At 41.0% G+C, this 16761-nt stretch carries 14 protein-coding genes; 6 read left to right on the top strand and 8 right to left on the bottom strand.

The annotated features are described in order from the left end of the window. Positions 1 to 60: 60 nt before the first annotated feature. From M0M83_RS12455 to M0M83_RS12430, 6 genes are all read right to left on the bottom strand, one after another. Entirely contained in the window at positions 61 to 837 is a 777-nt protein-coding gene (locus tag M0M83_RS12455; RefSeq protein ID WP_213912526.1) for a hypothetical protein, read from the bottom strand. Then, the gene (locus M0M83_RS12450) at positions 827 to 2758 is read right to left on the bottom strand and encodes a lipase family protein (RefSeq protein WP_248466655.1); all 1932 of its coding nucleotides are present in this window, start codon (positions 2756 to 2758) and stop codon (positions 827 to 829) included. Before M0M83_RS12450 ends, M0M83_RS12455 begins: the two co-directional genes overlap by 11 nt. Continuing rightward, entirely contained in the window at positions 2742 to 3602 is an 861-nt protein-coding gene (locus tag M0M83_RS12445; protein WP_248466654.1) for a DUF4123 domain-containing protein, read from the bottom strand. The genes M0M83_RS12450 and M0M83_RS12445 overlap by 17 nt, the downstream gene beginning before the upstream one ends. Next, positions 3602 to 5575: a type VI secretion system Vgr family protein gene (locus M0M83_RS12440; protein ID WP_248466653.1), complete on the bottom strand. Its 1974-nt coding sequence runs from the start codon at positions 5573 to 5575 to the stop codon at positions 3602 to 3604. Before M0M83_RS12440 ends, M0M83_RS12445 begins: the two co-directional genes overlap by 1 nt. A 34-nt stretch (positions 5576 to 5609) precedes the next feature. Then, complete coding sequence (locus M0M83_RS12435) at positions 5610 to 5885, bottom strand: PAAR domain-containing protein (RefSeq protein ID WP_248466652.1); 276 nt, start codon at positions 5883 to 5885, stop codon at positions 5610 to 5612. A gap of 73 nt (positions 5886 to 5958) precedes the next feature. After that, a complete protein-coding gene (locus M0M83_RS12430; RefSeq protein WP_004246976.1) occupies positions 5959 to 6477 on the bottom strand; it encodes an Hcp family type VI secretion system effector in 519 nt (172 codons plus the stop codon). 752 nt (positions 6478 to 7229) lie between these two features. Here M0M83_RS12430 and M0M83_RS12425 point away from each other — a divergent pair. From M0M83_RS12425 to M0M83_RS12415, 3 genes are all read left to right on the top strand, one after another. Next, on the top strand, positions 7230 to 7904 hold the full coding sequence (locus M0M83_RS12425) for a sugar phosphatase (RefSeq protein ID WP_248466651.1): 675 nt from the start codon (positions 7230 to 7232) through the stop codon (positions 7902 to 7904). A gap of 88 nt (positions 7905 to 7992) precedes the next feature. Continuing rightward, on the top strand, positions 7993 to 9822 hold the full coding sequence (locus M0M83_RS12420) for an SLC13 family permease (RefSeq protein WP_125891295.1): 1830 nt from the start codon (positions 7993 to 7995) through the stop codon (positions 9820 to 9822). Between the two features lie 229 nt (positions 9823 to 10051). Next, positions 10052 to 10468, top strand: coding sequence for a hypothetical protein (locus tag M0M83_RS12415; RefSeq protein WP_125891294.1), 417 nt, complete (start codon positions 10052 to 10054; stop codon positions 10466 to 10468). 48 nt (positions 10469 to 10516) lie between these two features. Here M0M83_RS12415 and yfbR read toward each other — a convergent pair whose 3' ends face one another. Both yfbR and M0M83_RS12405 read right to left on the bottom strand, forming a co-directional pair. Beyond that, on the bottom strand, positions 10517 to 11098 hold the full coding sequence (gene yfbR / locus M0M83_RS12410; protein WP_125891293.1) for a 5'-deoxynucleotidase: 582 nt from the start codon (positions 11096 to 11098) through the stop codon (positions 10517 to 10519). Positions 11099 to 11508: 410 nt separating this feature from the next. Beyond that, a complete protein-coding gene (locus M0M83_RS12405) occupies positions 11509 to 12723 on the bottom strand; it encodes a pyridoxal phosphate-dependent aminotransferase (RefSeq protein ID WP_125891292.1) in 1215 nt (404 codons plus the stop codon). 790 nt (positions 12724 to 13513) lie between these two features. Here M0M83_RS12405 and M0M83_RS12400 point away from each other — a divergent pair. The 3 genes from M0M83_RS12400 to M0M83_RS12390 all read left to right on the top strand — a co-directional run bounded on the left by M0M83_RS12400 (position 13514) and on the right by M0M83_RS12390 (position 16687). Continuing rightward, positions 13514 to 14437 (top strand): LysR family transcriptional regulator, encoded by a 924-nt coding sequence (locus M0M83_RS12400; RefSeq protein ID WP_125891291.1) that lies wholly within the window; start codon positions 13514 to 13516, stop codon positions 14435 to 14437. Between the two features lie 1113 nt (positions 14438 to 15550). Then, complete coding sequence (locus M0M83_RS12395) at positions 15551 to 15994, top strand: NADH-quinone oxidoreductase subunit A (RefSeq protein WP_004259806.1); 444 nt, start codon at positions 15551 to 15553, stop codon at positions 15992 to 15994. An 18-nt stretch (positions 15995 to 16012) separates the two neighbouring features. Beyond that, on the top strand, positions 16013 to 16687 hold the full coding sequence (locus tag M0M83_RS12390; RefSeq protein ID WP_004912254.1) for a NuoB/complex I 20 kDa subunit family protein: 675 nt from the start codon (positions 16013 to 16015) through the stop codon (positions 16685 to 16687). The last annotated feature ends 74 nt before the right edge of the window (positions 16688 to 16761 follow it).

Raw genomic sequence — 16761 nt, 5'->3', positions numbered from 1 at the left:
TTCCCCTAATTAAAAGTGATATTTTAAATTTGGATCGATAGAAAATAGCGGTTAGTTTGTTTATTCTTTAATCATGGATTCTGATATTTCAAGCAGTTTTTCATATTCGGGTAAAATTTCTCTGGTTTTTTCTTGTTTACCATTAGGGTAAATAAGGGTAGCCATAGAGTCACCTTTATTTTTAATCCCATACCAATAACTTTTTAAATCAGATTTATAATCGATATTAATGTTGATTTCTTTAGCTTCTTTTACTTTATACGTCATGGTTTCATATTTTGCAATTAACCAAAATTGTTTTATGTTTTCATTGGGATATCTTTGACTAATCATAGGGAATAACGTTAATATTTCATTGAAATTCCCCGATTTTTTTTCATAGCCGCCATCAAAAGTCGCTGGTGCATTGTTATCAAGTACAAACGTTGCTTCCATACCAAAGTTTTTTGATATTAACGGATCAATTTTTGATGGGTCTTTGAGTTTGACTTCAAATTTAATATTACTGAGTTTCCAATTGCATTGGCTGCCCCCTGACTTAGGAACGAGCGTTTCGACTTGGTTTGATTGCCCAATAGTCAGTGGGTAGTTGGCATGATGAAATCCGGGAATGGTATAGGTTTTCATGCTTGAGTTTCGCCGTTCTTTACGACACGTCTCAGAACGATAAGTGGCTGAAATGGGTAAGGCTTCTAATTCGTTAGGCACAGTGGCGGTAAAATGAATATTTTCGCCGCCTAATGGGGGAGAAAACGCACTGTTATTGGCTGCACAGCCGTGTAAAAAAAATAGGCCGAGCAATGTAGTCAATACCGTTTTATTCACTTTAAATTTCATGCGTTTTATCCTTATAGCGTTCAAGTGCCTGTTTCAATACATCATCTTTTTCTGTACTTCGTTTAACCTCATTCTTAAGGGCGTTTTCAAGCGCGATAAATGTCGTATTACGCTGCGCGTTTAACGGATAAGCATCTTTATGATGAATAAGTTCTTCAAATCGCTGTTTTGAAGCGCTTAACTTAGGCGTTTTTGTGGGCTCTAACACACTCAATAACTGATTATTCATAATCATTTGGTATTTACTGGCCATAAAGTGGTCGGTTGCCATGGTCATAATCGTGTCTAACGATGGGTTGTTACCTTTAGGGAATATTTCATCGATAAGAGTCCGGTCTGCTTTGATGGCATGAATGTAATTTTTTTGGTCTTGTTCTAACTGACCATTTAATTTATTGGCAATATCAGGGACTAAGTAAAATTTGTAGTTGCCATTCATACGCCAACGGGCGCGAACGGTACCAGCTCCATCCCCGACGGGATGTTTTGGATCTTCACCGATTTGTCTGGCTTCAAAGAAGCTGACGGTGTTGCCGTGGTGGAAATAAACCTCCCCCATATCAGGGAGTGCTTTTTGCAGTGGAATAGTTGGTGATGTTGCCAGCGTCCAGCCAAACCCAAAAACAGTGCCCAATGGACCATAGAGATTAAATAGCCAGTTATCCATATTGGTATCGAATGGTACACTGGTAACGGTATCCGCATCATTGACATGCCTAAAATGAGTGACGGATGTTAAAGCGTTAACGCCACTGCCCGTAAAAACACGCGGGCTACCATAGGTGTATAAGAGCGGATTATTGTTTCTTAATTCGCTGGCGTGCAATAACGCGAGTGCGCCCCCTAAACTATGACCGGTAATAAATAATTTTTTGTGAATTGATATATTTTGAATTTTTTCAATTTGCGTACTGAAATATTTTTCAACACATTGGTAGGCATCTAAAAAACCTTTATGTACTTTGGCGTTTTCGGCGGAAAGAATGCTTTTCGGGCAGGGAATGGGCCGATACGTTGCATCGGTGAGCGCGTCTCTTACACCAGCGGTACCTCGCCATGCGGCAATAATTTGCGTGTCGTTTTCCACAAAAAACATTTGGGTGTCATGTTCAAACTTGGGTGCGTCTTTCACTTGTTGAAGGTCTAAGTAAATTGCAGGGCGATAGCGCTCTTTAAAAGGAACATCTGTCACAATAGCAGGATAATCGTGAAAGTCCGCCATGATAGGGGCGGTCGATAAATCAAAACACTGTTGATAGAAAAAAGACGTGGTGGTATCCGGTGTGTTGATAAATTCCCGCATGTTTTCTTCTTCATCTGGGTCAACCATGGTCTCATCTTTATACACGAGCAATGACATTAACCCTAAATTATAAGCATTGACCATATTATAGTTTGGGGAGTGATTGAGAATTAGCGACCATGCTCTAAATGGACAGACTTCTATCATATGACGCTGATTAAAATCTTCTCCCATGAATTTCAACCCATTAAATTCGTCTTCTTTGGGAAAATGATAATACGGCAGCCCAAAACGAGCAGATTCCCATTTATCGATATCCGGGGCTTTATCGCATAATTCCCCGATAACCGCATACCGATAGGAATAGCCTTGTAATAGTGCATCCGGTTTGACGGTCGAGTGATCCTCCCCTCGAAGTGTTCTCAGTGGGCGCTTTTCCATTTCATCGGTGAGTTTTTGAGACTCAATGGTCAATGTTGCCACCGTACGGGGTAAGTCTTCTTGCCTCAAATACCCTTGCGCATCAGTAACACCTTTTCTAATGACACCGTTGCGGACTTTTAAAGTATACGCCATTTCTGCTAACGGTTGGTTAAATTCATCAACCAGCACGCATTCAATCCATGCCTTGCGCTTAGAACAATCTGCACAATAGGGATCATTATACTGATACGGCATTGGCACTCCTTGTCATGTCGGGTAAATAGCCATGTTCATCAAGGTAACGCAAAAATAAATCATCAAAGAGATACGCGGTGTCTAAGCGCTTTTGTTGACACTCGTCCATCCATTCACGGATAAGCCCTATTAGCCGTCCTTCGGGCTCATCTAACGGGTCAGCTAAGGTCGGATGGTTTTCCCAAAATTGAATATAAAAATTATCAATCACATTCAGATAGGCTTGTTCTGAATTTCGCCAGACCTTAATCAACGCTTCACTGAGAATATAATCAGCAGGGCTAATGAACGGCTCTGCATATGGAGGGCGTGAATAAATCACCTTCGTTTCACTCTCTTCAATAAAGCAGTTCTCAACGGGCATCATCAGTAATGCCCAGTCGCCTCGGCCTAATTTAGGTAACAACGTACGCGCAATGCGAGCATCAAAGAAGCGAAAAATGATTTTCTCCTCCCCCATCCAAGCGAACTGGTATTTTTGCCAGTGGGTGATTTGGGTACGCCAATCCAATTGACTTTGATACGCCCAGCCCCAACTGGGGTCGCTGAATGGCTCACTGTCTAACATTTTACCGAGGTGAAATAATTTTGACCGTTTTACTTTCACGAGCCAAGGACTCACCTCAGCCAAATGTGCCAATGCCGTTCCGTGGTAAATCGGGAAGGCTTCCTCAATCCAATCATGGGCATAGAACCGTTTAATCGGATTGGGGTCAGATAGGGTATTAATCAAAAAATACACATCATTTTGTGGGGTAGCCGTTAACCAGGATAACCAGGTTGAGCATGGGGTCGAAATTGATGTTTGTGTGAGTGTCTGCTGTTGCATCAGTGTCTGTGGCATTACTCGTCCTCATTCGGCTTCACGGTTAATCCCCCCGCTTGCTGCGCCGCCATCGCACAGTATTTTTTGACGGGGTACGGTGGCTGTTCAAACGGCGCGACGCCGTCTGGCAATTCCAACGCAACTGGGGCGCCACTACCTGCACTGCCACCGCCGACCACCATATCGCTAGAGGTAAATATCGTGCCGGGGGTAATACGAATAAAACTGCCACCCACTTTCAATGTGATTTCCGTATTTGCTTCCAGTATGATTTTCCCTCCGCTGACTAAATGAGTTTGCTGGCTGCTTTCATGCACCGTTTTCCCGTCAACTTGTGTCTGCTGGTCACCTTCGATATGCAAAGAGGCGCTGCCTGTAATATTTTCTTTTTGGCTGCCTTTAAGGACTAAGTGCTCATTGCCCGCAATTTCTGTAAAACGGTCATTATCAATACGATGTTTAGCGTCATGCTGAACATGCCAATGCGTATCGTGTTCAATGTGCACATTCATGTCGCGCTGGGCATGGAAATAAATTTCCTCTTGGCCGGCTCTGTCTTCAAAACGCAATTCGTTAAAACCATCCCCTTTGTGGGTTTTCGTTTTAAACGTGGTACGGGTCATCTCATTGGGGAGATTTAACGGTGGCACATTGCGCCCATTATAAGTACATCCCGTGATAATCGGCCTATCAATATCCCCATTTAGATAGCTGACAAGCACTTCCTGACCGATTCTGGGTATCGCCATAAACCCATATCCATCCCCATTCCAACCTTGTGCGACACGTACCCAGCAAGAGCTGCTTAAATCAGGTTCACGATATCGGTCCCAGTGAAAATAGATTTTCACTGCCCCGTCTTTGTTCGTGTAAATTTCTTCCCCATCCGGCCCAACCACAGTCGCCAATTCATCCCCATCAGCGGTGGGTTTATGAATAAACGGTGGGCGCCAATCTAGCTCACTCGGAATAAAAGTCAGTTGATTGGATAAAGTCGTACCTTCGCCACCACTGTTATCTGCTAAAGGTTGGACTCCGTGATGAGAAACCGACACCACTTGCCAAGGGCGGTTCATATCAAGGCTAGGGTGGGATGACAACGAGAAAATTTTGCCCGGCATCAAAGCAAAGCAGTTAGTGGTCGCACTGCCAACACAACGGAATTGCTGACTCCCTTCATGACGAAGCGCCGTAAAGCGGTCTGCATCCTCTTGGGTTTGAAAACGTCCATAACTTTCGTAAAAGGGGTGCTGACCATGGATATCCCCTTTTAATTCATGTTCTAATGGGTAAGAGGGGCGCTCAGGATTGTAATCCTTATAGAGGGTTTTGCCAGATAGCAACGACTCGCGATAGCGCCAGTGATAGGCAGTATGGTCTTGGGTATCGGTATCGTACTGGGGGTTATACACCAAATCAATTCCCGACGTCATCCCTAAATGAGAATCGCTGTAAAACAGCCGTGGCTCTCGTCCTGTATCCTCAAACCAAAAACTAATCCCTTCCTCGGCGGCTAAACGACAAAAAAATTGGTAGTTGGATTCGCGTTTCTGCGTGATGTAATCGCGTTGCGGGTAAGGCGTTTTTGCGTAAAACTTGCAACTTGCTTTAATGTGCGATTCTGACAACAACTGTTGAAGCAAATCCGGCACGGTCATCCGACGAAAAATGCGACTATTTTGCCCTAATGACATGACCCAAATTTCAGGACGAATAATAAAATGATACCACGTTCGATTACCGTCCGTATTTTGTTGCTCTGCGCTGGCGAGTAACCCGCGTACAGTGCGTACTGGTTTACCATTGCGCGTCACAGTTAATGAACAAGCAAACCCCAACATGTCATCAAACGGAATGGAAGGAAGCGCGCTGACAGCGGTTAGCGATAAGGTGAACAACTCCGACAAGTGCTCTGTCAGTTGAAACTCAGTCACCGCAAACGTATCGGGTGGCACACCTTTAAATTGACAGGTAAAAACCAATCCATCCATACCGAAATACCTTTATAAATTCAACAGAAAAAACTCAACACACCAAGCGATTAGCCCCGTAGGGACAGCCACATTGCACAATCGAACCTTCAACAACAACACGACGTCCGTGTAATATCATGCTTTCCTCTCCCGTTACCAACGTCCCCTCTTTTTTACAGTGTGGGCAACGTGTGGCTTTATCACCAACCCATAATACACGAGTGCCATCATTGGTAACCGTTGAGATACTGGCTAGGCAGGTTGCTCCTGTGGTCGTTTTGTCTTGATGTAACCCGACTTTTTTTCCTTGCACAGTAGTTCTTGCCATGCAAACCCTCCCACGTAAAATGCGCGAGCCACACAAGAGTCATCACTCACGCATTAGAACAGGCTATTGTCAATTACGCTTCGAGCGGCGCACGCCAGTCATCGGCACCGGATGTGCCTGCAACCGTATGTTCCCAATCGATTTTACGGTAAGACAGAGAGACTTCGATTAACTGCGTGAAATCCGCTTTCGCCGGGTCTTGGCAGTGTGGCATTTGGCAATCGATATTAACGATAGTCGCATCGGTCAGTGTGGTGGTGAAGAAATGCTCTTGCTTGCCTTCAACGGATGTGCGGTACCATTTCAGTTCCACTTTCGGCAACATTTCGCCAGACGCTAATGCGTTATACAGCAGCGGAACGGCTTTGTTTAACGCCACGGTGAAACGGAACGGCTTGTGCGCACGTTGGCCGGAAGGCTGGCCGGATTGTGGGTCAGTCGGCACAGTCACGACGTGAGAAAACTCTTGCACTAACATTTGGTCTTCATGACCTTGTACATAGATGTTGCCCACAGAATCCGCAGTAAATGCACCGGCAGTGATGTTGCCTTGGGTTTTTCCTTCAATGGAAATATAACATGGAGTTGGCATAGCGATATCCTTTATCCAGAATGACAAATTGGGTTAAGTCGACATAATTATCGATTAATTTCCGTCATCTCAGCCCGTGCGCACGGTAAGATTTGAGTTAAGGATGATAAAAGCAGATGAATAGCGTGTAAATACACGTACTACTTACGTATCTCTCTAGGATAAGTGACTTAGCGTAAACTGGTTGAAATATCGCTATATAATGCTAACAAAAACACCCTGAATAAGCAAAAACAGAATAATCATCGGACAAAAAACAGACTAAACCACGATAAGCCCAGTAAGTTCTAATGTACATAGAAATAAACTATGTTACTAAATATTACAGCTGATAGGCTTGATGTAATGCATTGATTTAAAATAATTAAAATGAAAATCGTCAACTAATTTCACTATCAATGAAATTAACGGTCTAATTTGATAGTGTATTTAACTAGGTACTGCGCAATTACTAGTGATTAATATCGAAAGGTACTTTAGCAAACTGTAAATTTGTATGTTTTCGGAATAATATAGACGCTTCACAATGATTTCGTAAAAAAGCAAATACAACAGAAATCAACATGTCGTTCAAATCATTCAAAAAACACAAAGATCAACAGCCCTCGTGCATTCAAGTTTACGTCTTAGGCTCAATTCTTAACTATTTTTAATATTGAGGTTGCGTATGGGCGTCTATTTAGCGTTAACTAGTGGGCTAGAATCGATTCAACTTTTTATGTTATGCGAATTGCAAAATTAAAGGGGTAGATGTGAAATTAAAGGCAAAAGGGTTTCTATTTGATTTGGATGGCACATTGGCGGATTCGCTGGCAGTAGTTGAGCGTTGCTGGTGTAAATTTGGTGAGCGAATAGGGAAAAGCCCTGAAGAAATCATTAACTTTATTCATGGAAAACCTGCATTAACCAGCTTGCGTCATTTTCTGCCCGATGCAAATGATGAAGAAATTATGGGGTATTTTCGCTGGTTAGAAAAAATGGAAAGTGAAGATGTGGAGGGCGTTGTTGCTTTGCCCGGCGCTATTGCTTTGCTATCACGTTTAAATGAAATCGGGGCTCCGTGGGCCATTGTTACCTCTGGCACAGTGCCAATTGCACATGGTCGTCAGCAAGCGGCAGGCCTACCAGAACCTAAGCACTGGGTGACATTTGAGAAAGTCACAAATGGGAAGCCTGATCCCGAGCCGTTTTTACTTGGGGCTCAAGCACTTTCTCTTCCTGCAAAATCCTGCATTGTCTTTGAAGATGCGCAGGCTGGCATCCATTCTGCATTAACGGCAGGCTGCCAAGTGGTCGCAGTCCATGCGCCAGAAGGCATGCCACGTCGTGATGAAATCCAAGTAATTGTGAGTTCATTAGCACAAATCTCCGTTACGGGGCCTGACAATAATGGTGATTATGAACTTTTCGTGTCTAATTTGACCTAATGGTGATTTAATCAAAGAAATTCTCCGTAAAACATGCTTAACTGAATAAAATTCTTAGCAATGTTTTTTTTCGTCGAAAGGGGATATTTTGAACGGAGAATTGCTGTGGGTCTTGACCCTCCTATTAATTGCGATAGTTTTATTTACCACAAATAAGATCCGTATGGATGTGGTAGCGTTACTTGTCATTGTCGCGTTTGTATTGAGCGATACTTTAACGCTAGAACAAGCTACCGCCGGTTTTGCTGACCCTAACGTCTTGCTAATTGCCGCATTATTTGTCATCGGTGATGGCCTTGTTCGCACAGGGATAGCCTATCAAATGGGAGACTGGCTTGTTCGCGTTGCAGGAAGCAGCGAAAGCAAAATGTTAGTTTTCTTAATGCTTACCGTCGCTGGGCTAGGGGCTTTTATGAGCTCTACGGGGGTGGTGGCTATTTTTATCCCCGTCGTTTTAAGTGTCGCATCACGCATGAAAACATCCCCTAGCCGGTTAATGATGCCATTAGGCTTTGCCGGGTTAATCAGTGGGATGATGACATTGGTAGCAACGCCACCTAATATGGTGGTGAACAGTGAATTGGTACGAGAAGGGATCAAAGGCTTTCAATTTTTCTCTATTACCCCGATTGGTATTTTAATTTTATTTGCGGGTATCGCCTACATGTGGCTGACAAGGCGTTGGCTAGGCAGTAATGAAACTGATAAACAACCAGTTAAATATCAGCGTACTTTCCGTGATTTAATTCGAGATTACAAGCTGACGGGCAGAGCTCGCCGTCTTGCTATCCGCAAAGGTTCCCCACTTATTGGCCATACTCTTGATGAGCTGCATCTTCGTTCTCGTTACGAAGCTAACGTGGTAGGGATAGAACGTTGGCGTAAATTTCGTCGTGTAATGGTCAGCGCTACGGGGGGAACGGAGTTACGCGAGCGAGATGTCTTATTAATTGATATTTCTGTGAGTGATGACGACTTACGTCAGTTTTGTAGCGAACAACTCCTTGAACCCATGATTTTACGAGGTGATTATTTTTCAGAGCAATCACGAGACGTAGGCATGGCTGAAGTATCGATGAACCCAGATTCCGAACTATTGGGTAAATCGTTAAAGGATATTAAATTTCGTACTCGTTATGGTTTGAACGTTGTTGGTATTCGCCGTGATGGTAAAGCATTGGATGGAAAGTTAGTTGATGAACCGCTTAGGCTGGGGGATATTTTATTAGTCATTGGTGACTGGAAATTAATTCGGATTTTATCAACAAAGCCGCGTAACTTTATTGTCCTGAATCTCGCTGCTGAAGTCGAGGCTGTTGCACCTGCCGCCTCTCAAGCTCCTCATGCTTTATTTTGTTTGGCGCTCATGGTCGCGATGATGGTGACCAATGAAATTCCTAATTTTATTGCTGCGCTGATTGCCTGTTTGCTTATGGGAAAATTTCGCTGTATCGACATGGAAAGCGCGTATAAATCCATTCACTGGCCGAGTATTATATTGATTGTTGGGATGATGCCTTTTGCGCTCGCATTGCAAGAAACGGGCGGGATAGCACTTGCGGTTGATGCATTAATGAAGATAGCTGGGGGGTTAGGGCCGCATGTTATGTTGCTGTGTTTATTTATTCTTTGCGCCACGATTGGTTTGTTTATTTCCAACACTGCAACAGCGGTATTGATGGCGCCAATTGCAATTGCCGCAGCACGTCAAATGGAGGTTTCACCGCTGCCATTTGCCATGGTTGTTGGTATTGCGGCATCAGCTGCTTTTATGACGCCAGTGTCTTCCCCCGTGAATACCTTAGTTCTTGGTCCTGGTGGTTATAAGTTTTCTGATTTTCTGAAAATTGGAGTGCCTTTTACCATTATTGTGATGTTCATTAGTATTGCAGTCATTCCCATTTTATTTCCTTTCTAAATTTAAAATACGATATAAACATCGGCTCTATAACTGAGTTATTTAATCAGTTATAGAGTGCGTTATAAAATATTAATTTATTACTCCAATTAAGATTGGAAAAAAAACTTCTTTTGATAGCATCAAGTTATTCTTAATGAATTTTTTTATTCAATAGGAATAAATGGCTAATATTTTTTACAGTTGACTAAAACTGACTCTGTGAAATATAAAAAAGAGGTTATTTAAAATGCAACAAGATAAACATACGGATTTATATAGATTTAAATTGGGTATTTGTGATTTTGAAAATTATTGGGGAGAGCGATTAGTATCAGTTGAAATTATTCATTTCTTATCAGGTATATTGAATAGAAAAGAACAATATAGTGTTTCAAAGACTATCGTGGACATTGCTGATAAAACAAAAGTTTATCATGCGTTATCATTTCCACATCTTAATGGAATAGCAGAAAATTATGATTATTGGCGGGTGAAAATGACGACAGAAAGTGGCAAAACCTATAAAAGCCAAAATCGGTTCTATTGTTCATTATCTGAAAGTGATAATAACAAAGTTATATTAGGTGTTAATGGCGAAGCAAAAACACTTTACGTGGCATTCCCATCATCATCAGGCTGTAGTACACCATTAGTATTGGTCTAATGAATGTATGTAGGAATAGAAGTGTATTCCTACATGTTATAATAGTTACTAATTGCTAATTTCATCTAATGAAAGTGTAAAGCTAGGCACAAAGACTTTCATAAAGTATTCCATTTCTGGGCTATTTCTTTCCGCTAACATTTTTTCTAGGCGCCTTTTGGCTAACTTAAATTCACTGTTGCCTGCGGATAGCTCTTCTAAACATTTTAAGTAGGCACACAGCGTATCCGCTTGCTTAACAATAAAATGCTCTTCTTCTGATTGTATGTCTTCTATCAGCAGCGCTTTAAAATCCTCTTGTAACTCCTCTGGGAGCATATCTAATAGCTTTTGCTGAGCGAATTTCTCTATTTTTTTGTATTCATGGGCAATTTGCTGATTATGATATTTAATCGGTGTTGGTAGGTCACCGGTAATCACTTCGCTAGCATCATGGTACATCGCATACAATGCGATTTTTTCGGCATTGACATTCCCTGAGAATTTACGGTTTTTAATGATTGCGAGCGCATGGGCCACCATGGCTACTTGAAGGCTATGTTCAGAGACATTCTCGATTCGGACATTGCGCATTAACGGCCAGCGGTGGATTAACTTCATTCTAGCTAGGTGGGCGAAAAAGTAGCTCATAAGTCCTCTTTTATGGTGTCTGCAAACAACAAAAATTATAACGGAAATAATGTGACTGTGATATAAATTTATTGTTTTTTAATAAGTTACTATTCAAAGATTATATTTTAACATTTATCAATCAAACTAAGATTATCTTAATAATAACATCTAATTTAGATTGTAAGTTAACTGATATTTTAATTGTGTTGAATTATATAATCAAAAAAATATAATGAATGTTCAATCCAGAAATAAAGAGGCAGTATGAAATATTTTCCATTTATATTATTGGGTTTTTTCCTGGTGGCAATTTATTTTATTTCCATTCTTTAATCATCAGAATAATACAGTCTATTAATGATGGCTAGATTTAGAATATTAAAAGCCTCCAGAATAGGAGGCTTTTATTTTATATATTGACGCTAATTTTATTGGCGATAACCTTCAAGGAAACGGCCAAATTTGCTAATCGCCATTTCAAGGTCGTCCGCATAAGGTAATGTGACAATTCTAAAATGGTCGGGTTCAGGCCAATTAAATGCGGTCCCCTGAACTAATAGCACTTTTTCTTGTAATAACAGGTCTAAAATCATTTTCTGGTCGTCATAGATATTAAATCGTTTAATATCTATTTTCGGGAACATATAGAGAGCACCTTGCGGTTTGACGCATGAAACGCCCGGTATTTGGTTGATCAATTCCCATGCACGATTACGTTGCTCGTATAAACGCCCACCCGGCTGAATGAATTCGCTAATGCTTTGATAGCCGCCAAGTGCAGTTTGAATAGCATGCTGCATTGGAACGTTAGCACACAGGCGCATCGAGGCCAGCATTTCTAAACCTTCAATATAGCTTTTAGCATGTTTTTTCGGGCCGTTTAATACCATCCAACCTTGGCGGAAGCCAGCGACGCGATACGTTTTAGATAAACCATTAAAGGTGATGGTTAATAAATCAGGGGCGAGGGCTGCAATCGAGTGATGTACGGCATCATCATAAAGAATTTTATCATAAATTTCATCAGCATAAATAATAAGGTTGTGCTGACGAGCCAATTCGACAATTTCCATTAATAGATCTTTACTGTAGACCGCACCAGTAGGGTTATTTGGGTTGATAACTACAATACCACGTGTTCTTGGGGTGATCTTTTTACGAATATCTTCAATATCAGGCATCCAACCTTGCTGCTCATCACACATATAATGAACGGCTTTCCCACCAGAAAGGGAAACTGCAGCAGTCCATAGTGGATAATCAGGGGCAGGCACTAACATTTCATCGCCATTATTAAGCAGTGCTTGCATTGCTTGGACGATAAGTTCAGATACACCATTACCAATGTAAACATCTTCTACCGTCATTTCGTGAATACCACGAGCTTGGTAGTGCTGGACGATAGCTTTACGTGCAGAATAGAGCCCTTTGGAATCACAATAGCCTTGAGAGCTTGGCAGATTACGTAAGACATCGACTAGGATTTCATCCGGGGCTTCAAAACCAAACGGGGCCGGGTTACCAATATTGAGTTTGAGGACTTTGTTGCCTTCTTCTTCTAGGCGCTTAGCTTCTTTTAATACGGGCCCACGAATGTCATAGCAAACATTATCGAGCTTACTGGATTTAGTTAGATTATTCATAGTTATCTCATTCCCCTAAGGGTTATATTGGTCGAACCGACTTTATTCCTTTACTGTACTCTTCCCTCAGAAGCTTTTGAAGATGCAAGGTTATTTTTGGTGTAAAAGGTTGGTTTACGCGTAAATGTAATGTTTGGTATCTTATTATATCGCTTAAGTAGGTTATTAGTTCTTAAAATGTGCGTTTAGTTGAACTATAATTTTAATATTCTTTGATGTTTTGGAGTATAAAAAGAAAAAAAAGCATAAAAATGCTGAAGAAGGAAAAATTGTATCAAAATGTAATATTAAGCATTGAATGGTTAAATCAGACATGGTTTTTTTGCTGTAATGGCCTTTTTTTATAATAATTAGTGTGTTTTTGTTAGTAATATTGATTGTTTCGAGGTGTTTTTTTTTAACGAAAAGTGCTGCTTAAAATTTTAACTATTTGATATTTATATCTATTATAAAATAGTGAAACGAATTTTATAATGTGCTTACATTAAAATAATTGCGATTACATTAAATATGTTACTATTTAGGCGAATCTTATAAAGCACGTTTAGCTTGTTTTTAGTAAAACCTCGCCTTTTTATTAAGATTATTTGATTTTTGGAAGTATGCTATTTGTACACATGGCTTATTATCAATGAATAACGAGCAGGGTGCAAAAAAGTAAAATAATGAGAAGTTATTGCAGATCTATGGATTAGAAATGCACTTGCTTAGTAGTCGCTATAAACTCGCTGATTCTCATGGAGGAGAGCAGAAACACCAGGTAACATAAAATTATATAAGAGAATGAACGATGATAAATTCCAATCGTCCCATCATGAACCTAGATCTTGATTTGCTACGTACTTTCGTTGCTGTCGCTGATCTTAACACATTCGCAGCTGCGGCTGCAGCTGTTTGTCGAACACAATCTGCTGTGAGCCAGCAAATGCAACGCTTAGAGCAATTAGTTGGCCGTGAGCTTTTTGCTCGTCATGGGCGAAATAAGTTGCTCACTGCACATGGATTACAATTACTGGGTTACGCAAGGCAAATACTGCGTGCCAATGATGATGCAACAGCATCATTAACTTATAATGACGCAGATGGTGAATTGCGTATTGGTGCATCTGATGACACCGTCGATATCTTATTACCTTTCCTGCTTAATCGTATCGCGTCTGTTTACCCAAGAATTGCGGTTGAGGTGCGTATTAAACGGGCTCAGTTTATTGAGTCAATGCTCGATAACCATGAGATAGACCTTGCTTTAACAACGGCAAGAATTAGCCATCATCCCAAAACGGCTTTAAGAACAGTGCCTGTTTTGTGGCATAGTGCACCAGATTTTCAATTACGTCCTAATGAGCCTGTCCCATTAGTGGTTATGGACGAAACTAACCCATATCGTAAACTTTGTACAAGTGCACTTGATGACGCAGGTTTGTCATGGCATGTGGCGTATGAAGCCGCTTCTTTACCTGCTGTTCGCGCAGCGGTAAATGCAGAAGTTGGGGTAACAGCAAGGCCTATGGAAATGCAAAATGCGGATTTACGCATCTTGAATGAAACTGATGGGTTGCCACGTTTACCTGATATTCAGTATTGGTTGTATAAGAATGCAGATGAGCAAAAAGATTTTGTTCTTACGGTATTCGATGCGATTGAAAACAAAAAAATCCCTTATGTTGCAACCCCAGTAAGTGAATTGGTGGATATCAACGAAGAAGGTAATTAACTTAATCGATTCAACTTATTACATTAAGCATAATATTTAATCGATTTAGTGTACTGACGGCAATTCCAATTATTTTGGGATTGCCGTTTTTTTATATTCTTTTTGTCCGTTTATTTCTGAATCACTTGTTTGTGATCAATGTGTTATTGCCCGTGTTCAAATAAAATCAATGTGTTAATCACAGTCTAAATAAGCTGCTACTGAGATTGAGATGGCTTTCATTGGATGAATGACTCCCTCACGAGTAGGTTAAGCGGTTTGATGCAGATGAACGTGGCTCGCTGCCGATGACTGAAACGATTATCTCATACAGTGAAACAAAATTTTCAATATTGGGAAATCGCATCGAGAAATTTGTGCTTGCGGGTGTTTAAATAATCCTCAGTGATATTTTTAATAGGTTATCAAATTCAAATTTATCAATTTTTTATCGATATTTGGTCATAAAAAAAACAATTAACCACTTAATAAGTATGGTTAAATAAGAAAGACCATGAAATAATTGTGATGTAGCTGGCATAACCTGAATTTCATTGTTTAGTTAATGATTTGTTATGTTGTTAACAATGTTTTTTTATTGAATAGATAAAATAGCACTGGAATGTCAGGTAGTTACTTGAAGTCATGCGTTAAAAAGAGTTAAGAAGACTTAAAGTTAAATTGAATGCTATGTAAACAATTTGAGTACTTTTTCAATAAAAGTGTGCGTTAGATCAAATAAAAAGCGCAATTTTTCATCTGTTAAGACAGGTTTTTCCTGAGATAATGGTGTAGTAAAAACGAATAATCAGTTAAACTAGTTTGCGTGTTTACTTGAGTATCATTACACTGACACGTTTTAGCAGATTATGGGTACTTTTTGTTGTTCCGTTGTTTTTGTAGTGTGAAGTTTTTGTAACAAATACGGGTTATTTTACTTAATTTAAGTAAGGTAAATTGTAATGAGAGAGGACAAACCAAACGCAGTCAACAGACTGATTTAAGTTTGGTGATATTTTAGTTTGTGATCAATTTTGGTCTTTCTTCTCGATTAACTGGGCAATTGTGGTGCAATACTGCCGTGATGTAAAAAAGAGCAGTTAACACACCATAAGTAATGAGTAAGCAACGAGTATGTCTACATCAATCCTAGCGTTAGCCCATAACTGGGCGTTTGCGATATTCCTTATCGGCACTATCGGTCTTTGTGCTTTCATGTTGGTCGCGGGTCACTTTTTAGGTAGCCGCGCCAAAGCCAGAACAAAACACGTTCCTTATGAGTCAGGTATCGACTCGGTCGGTAGTGCACGTCTCCGCATGTCCGCTAAGTTTTACTTAGTCGCCATGTTTTTCGTTATCTTCGATGTTGAAGCCATGTTCTTATTTGCATGGTCAGTTGCCATCCGCGAAGCCGGTTGGGTAGGTTTCATCGAAGCCGCGATCTTTATTTTGGTATTGTTGGCGGGACTGTTTTATCTCGTCCGCGTTGGGGCATTGGATTGGACTCCAGTCCGTTCCCGCGGAAAAGTAAAGCATCCTAGTGAAGTTATTAAAATCAGCAATCGTCATCCGCAGTAAAAAGCGAGGCATTATACAATGGATTATACGCTCACCCGCATAGATCCGAACGGTGAGAACGACCGTTACCCACTGCAAACCCAGGAAATCGTAACAGATCCACTGGAGCAGCAAGTTGAAAACAGTGTTTACATGGGGAAACTTTCTCATGCACTTCACGATGTGGTTAACTGGGGGCGCAAAAACTCTCTCTGGCCATATAACTTTGGTCTTTCATGTTGCTATGTAGAAATGGTGACTTCGTTCACGGCTGTTCATGACGTCGCCCGCTTTGGTGCAGAAGTACTGCGTGCTTCACCTCGTCAAGCCGATTTCATGGTAGTAGCAGGTACTTGTTTCACAAAAATGGCACCTGTTATTCAACGTCTGTATGACCAAATGCTTGAACCAAAATGGGTTATTTCCATGGGTTCATGTGCCAACTCTGGTGGCATGTATGACATTTATTCTGTTGTACAAGGCGTCGATAAATTTATTCCTGTGGATGTATATATCCCAGGTTGCCCACCACGCCCAGAAGCCTATATGCAGGCTCTGCTTCTATTGCAAGAATCTATCGGTAAAGAGCGTCGTCCGCTGTCTTGGGTCGTTGGAGACCAAGGGGTTTACCGTGCCAATATGCAATCAGAAAGAGAAAGAAAGCATGGTGAGCGTATTGCAGTGACAAACCTGCGTACACCAGACGAAATTTAAGGCTTAAAGCCATACAGCGTAACAGAGCAATGTTGTTGCGAAATAATAAACCTGATCAAGCGTTATGGTGAAGA

It is taken from the genome of Providencia rettgeri (assembly GCF_023205015.1).
GTDB classification, from domain to species: Bacteria; Pseudomonadota; Gammaproteobacteria; order Enterobacterales; family Enterobacteriaceae; genus Providencia; species Providencia rettgeri_E.
This window is presented reverse-complemented; position numbering and strand designations above follow the sequence as displayed.

Excerpts from the sequence above, each read along its gene's own strand:
- M0M83_RS12455 (WP_213912526.1), bottom strand. The coding sequence starts at position 837 with ATGAAATTTAAAGTGAATAAAACGGTATTGACTACATTGCTCGGCCTA.
- M0M83_RS12450 (WP_248466655.1), bottom strand. The coding sequence starts at position 2,758 with ATGCCGTATCAGTATAATGATCCCTATTGTGCAGATTGTTCTAAGCGC.
- M0M83_RS12445 (WP_248466654.1), bottom strand. The coding sequence starts at position 3,602 with ATGCCACAGACACTGATGCAACAGCAGACACTCACACAAACATCAATT.
- M0M83_RS12440 (WP_248466653.1), bottom strand. The coding sequence starts at position 5,575 with ATGGATGGATTGGTTTTTACCTGTCAATTTAAAGGTGTGCCACCCGAT.
- M0M83_RS12435 (WP_248466652.1), bottom strand. The coding sequence starts at position 5,885 with ATGGCAAGAACTACTGTGCAAGGAAAAAAAGTCGGGTTACATCAAGAC.
- M0M83_RS12430 (WP_004246976.1), bottom strand. The coding sequence starts at position 6,477 with ATGCCAACTCCATGTTATATTTCCATTGAAGGAAAAACCCAAGGCAAC.
- M0M83_RS12415 (WP_125891294.1), top strand. The coding sequence starts at position 10,052 with ATGCAACAAGATAAACATACGGATTTATATAGATTTAAATTGGGTATT.
- yfbR (WP_125891293.1), bottom strand. The coding sequence starts at position 11,098 with ATGAGCTACTTTTTCGCCCACCTAGCTAGAATGAAGTTAATCCACCGC.
- M0M83_RS12405 (WP_125891292.1), bottom strand. The coding sequence starts at position 12,723 with ATGAATAATCTAACTAAATCCAGTAAGCTCGATAATGTTTGCTATGAC.
- M0M83_RS12400 (WP_125891291.1), top strand. The coding sequence starts at position 13,514 with ATGATAAATTCCAATCGTCCCATCATGAACCTAGATCTTGATTTGCTA.
- M0M83_RS12395 (WP_004259806.1), top strand. The coding sequence starts at position 15,551 with ATGTCTACATCAATCCTAGCGTTAGCCCATAACTGGGCGTTTGCGATA.
- M0M83_RS12390 (WP_004912254.1), top strand. The coding sequence starts at position 16,013 with ATGGATTATACGCTCACCCGCATAGATCCGAACGGTGAGAACGACCGT.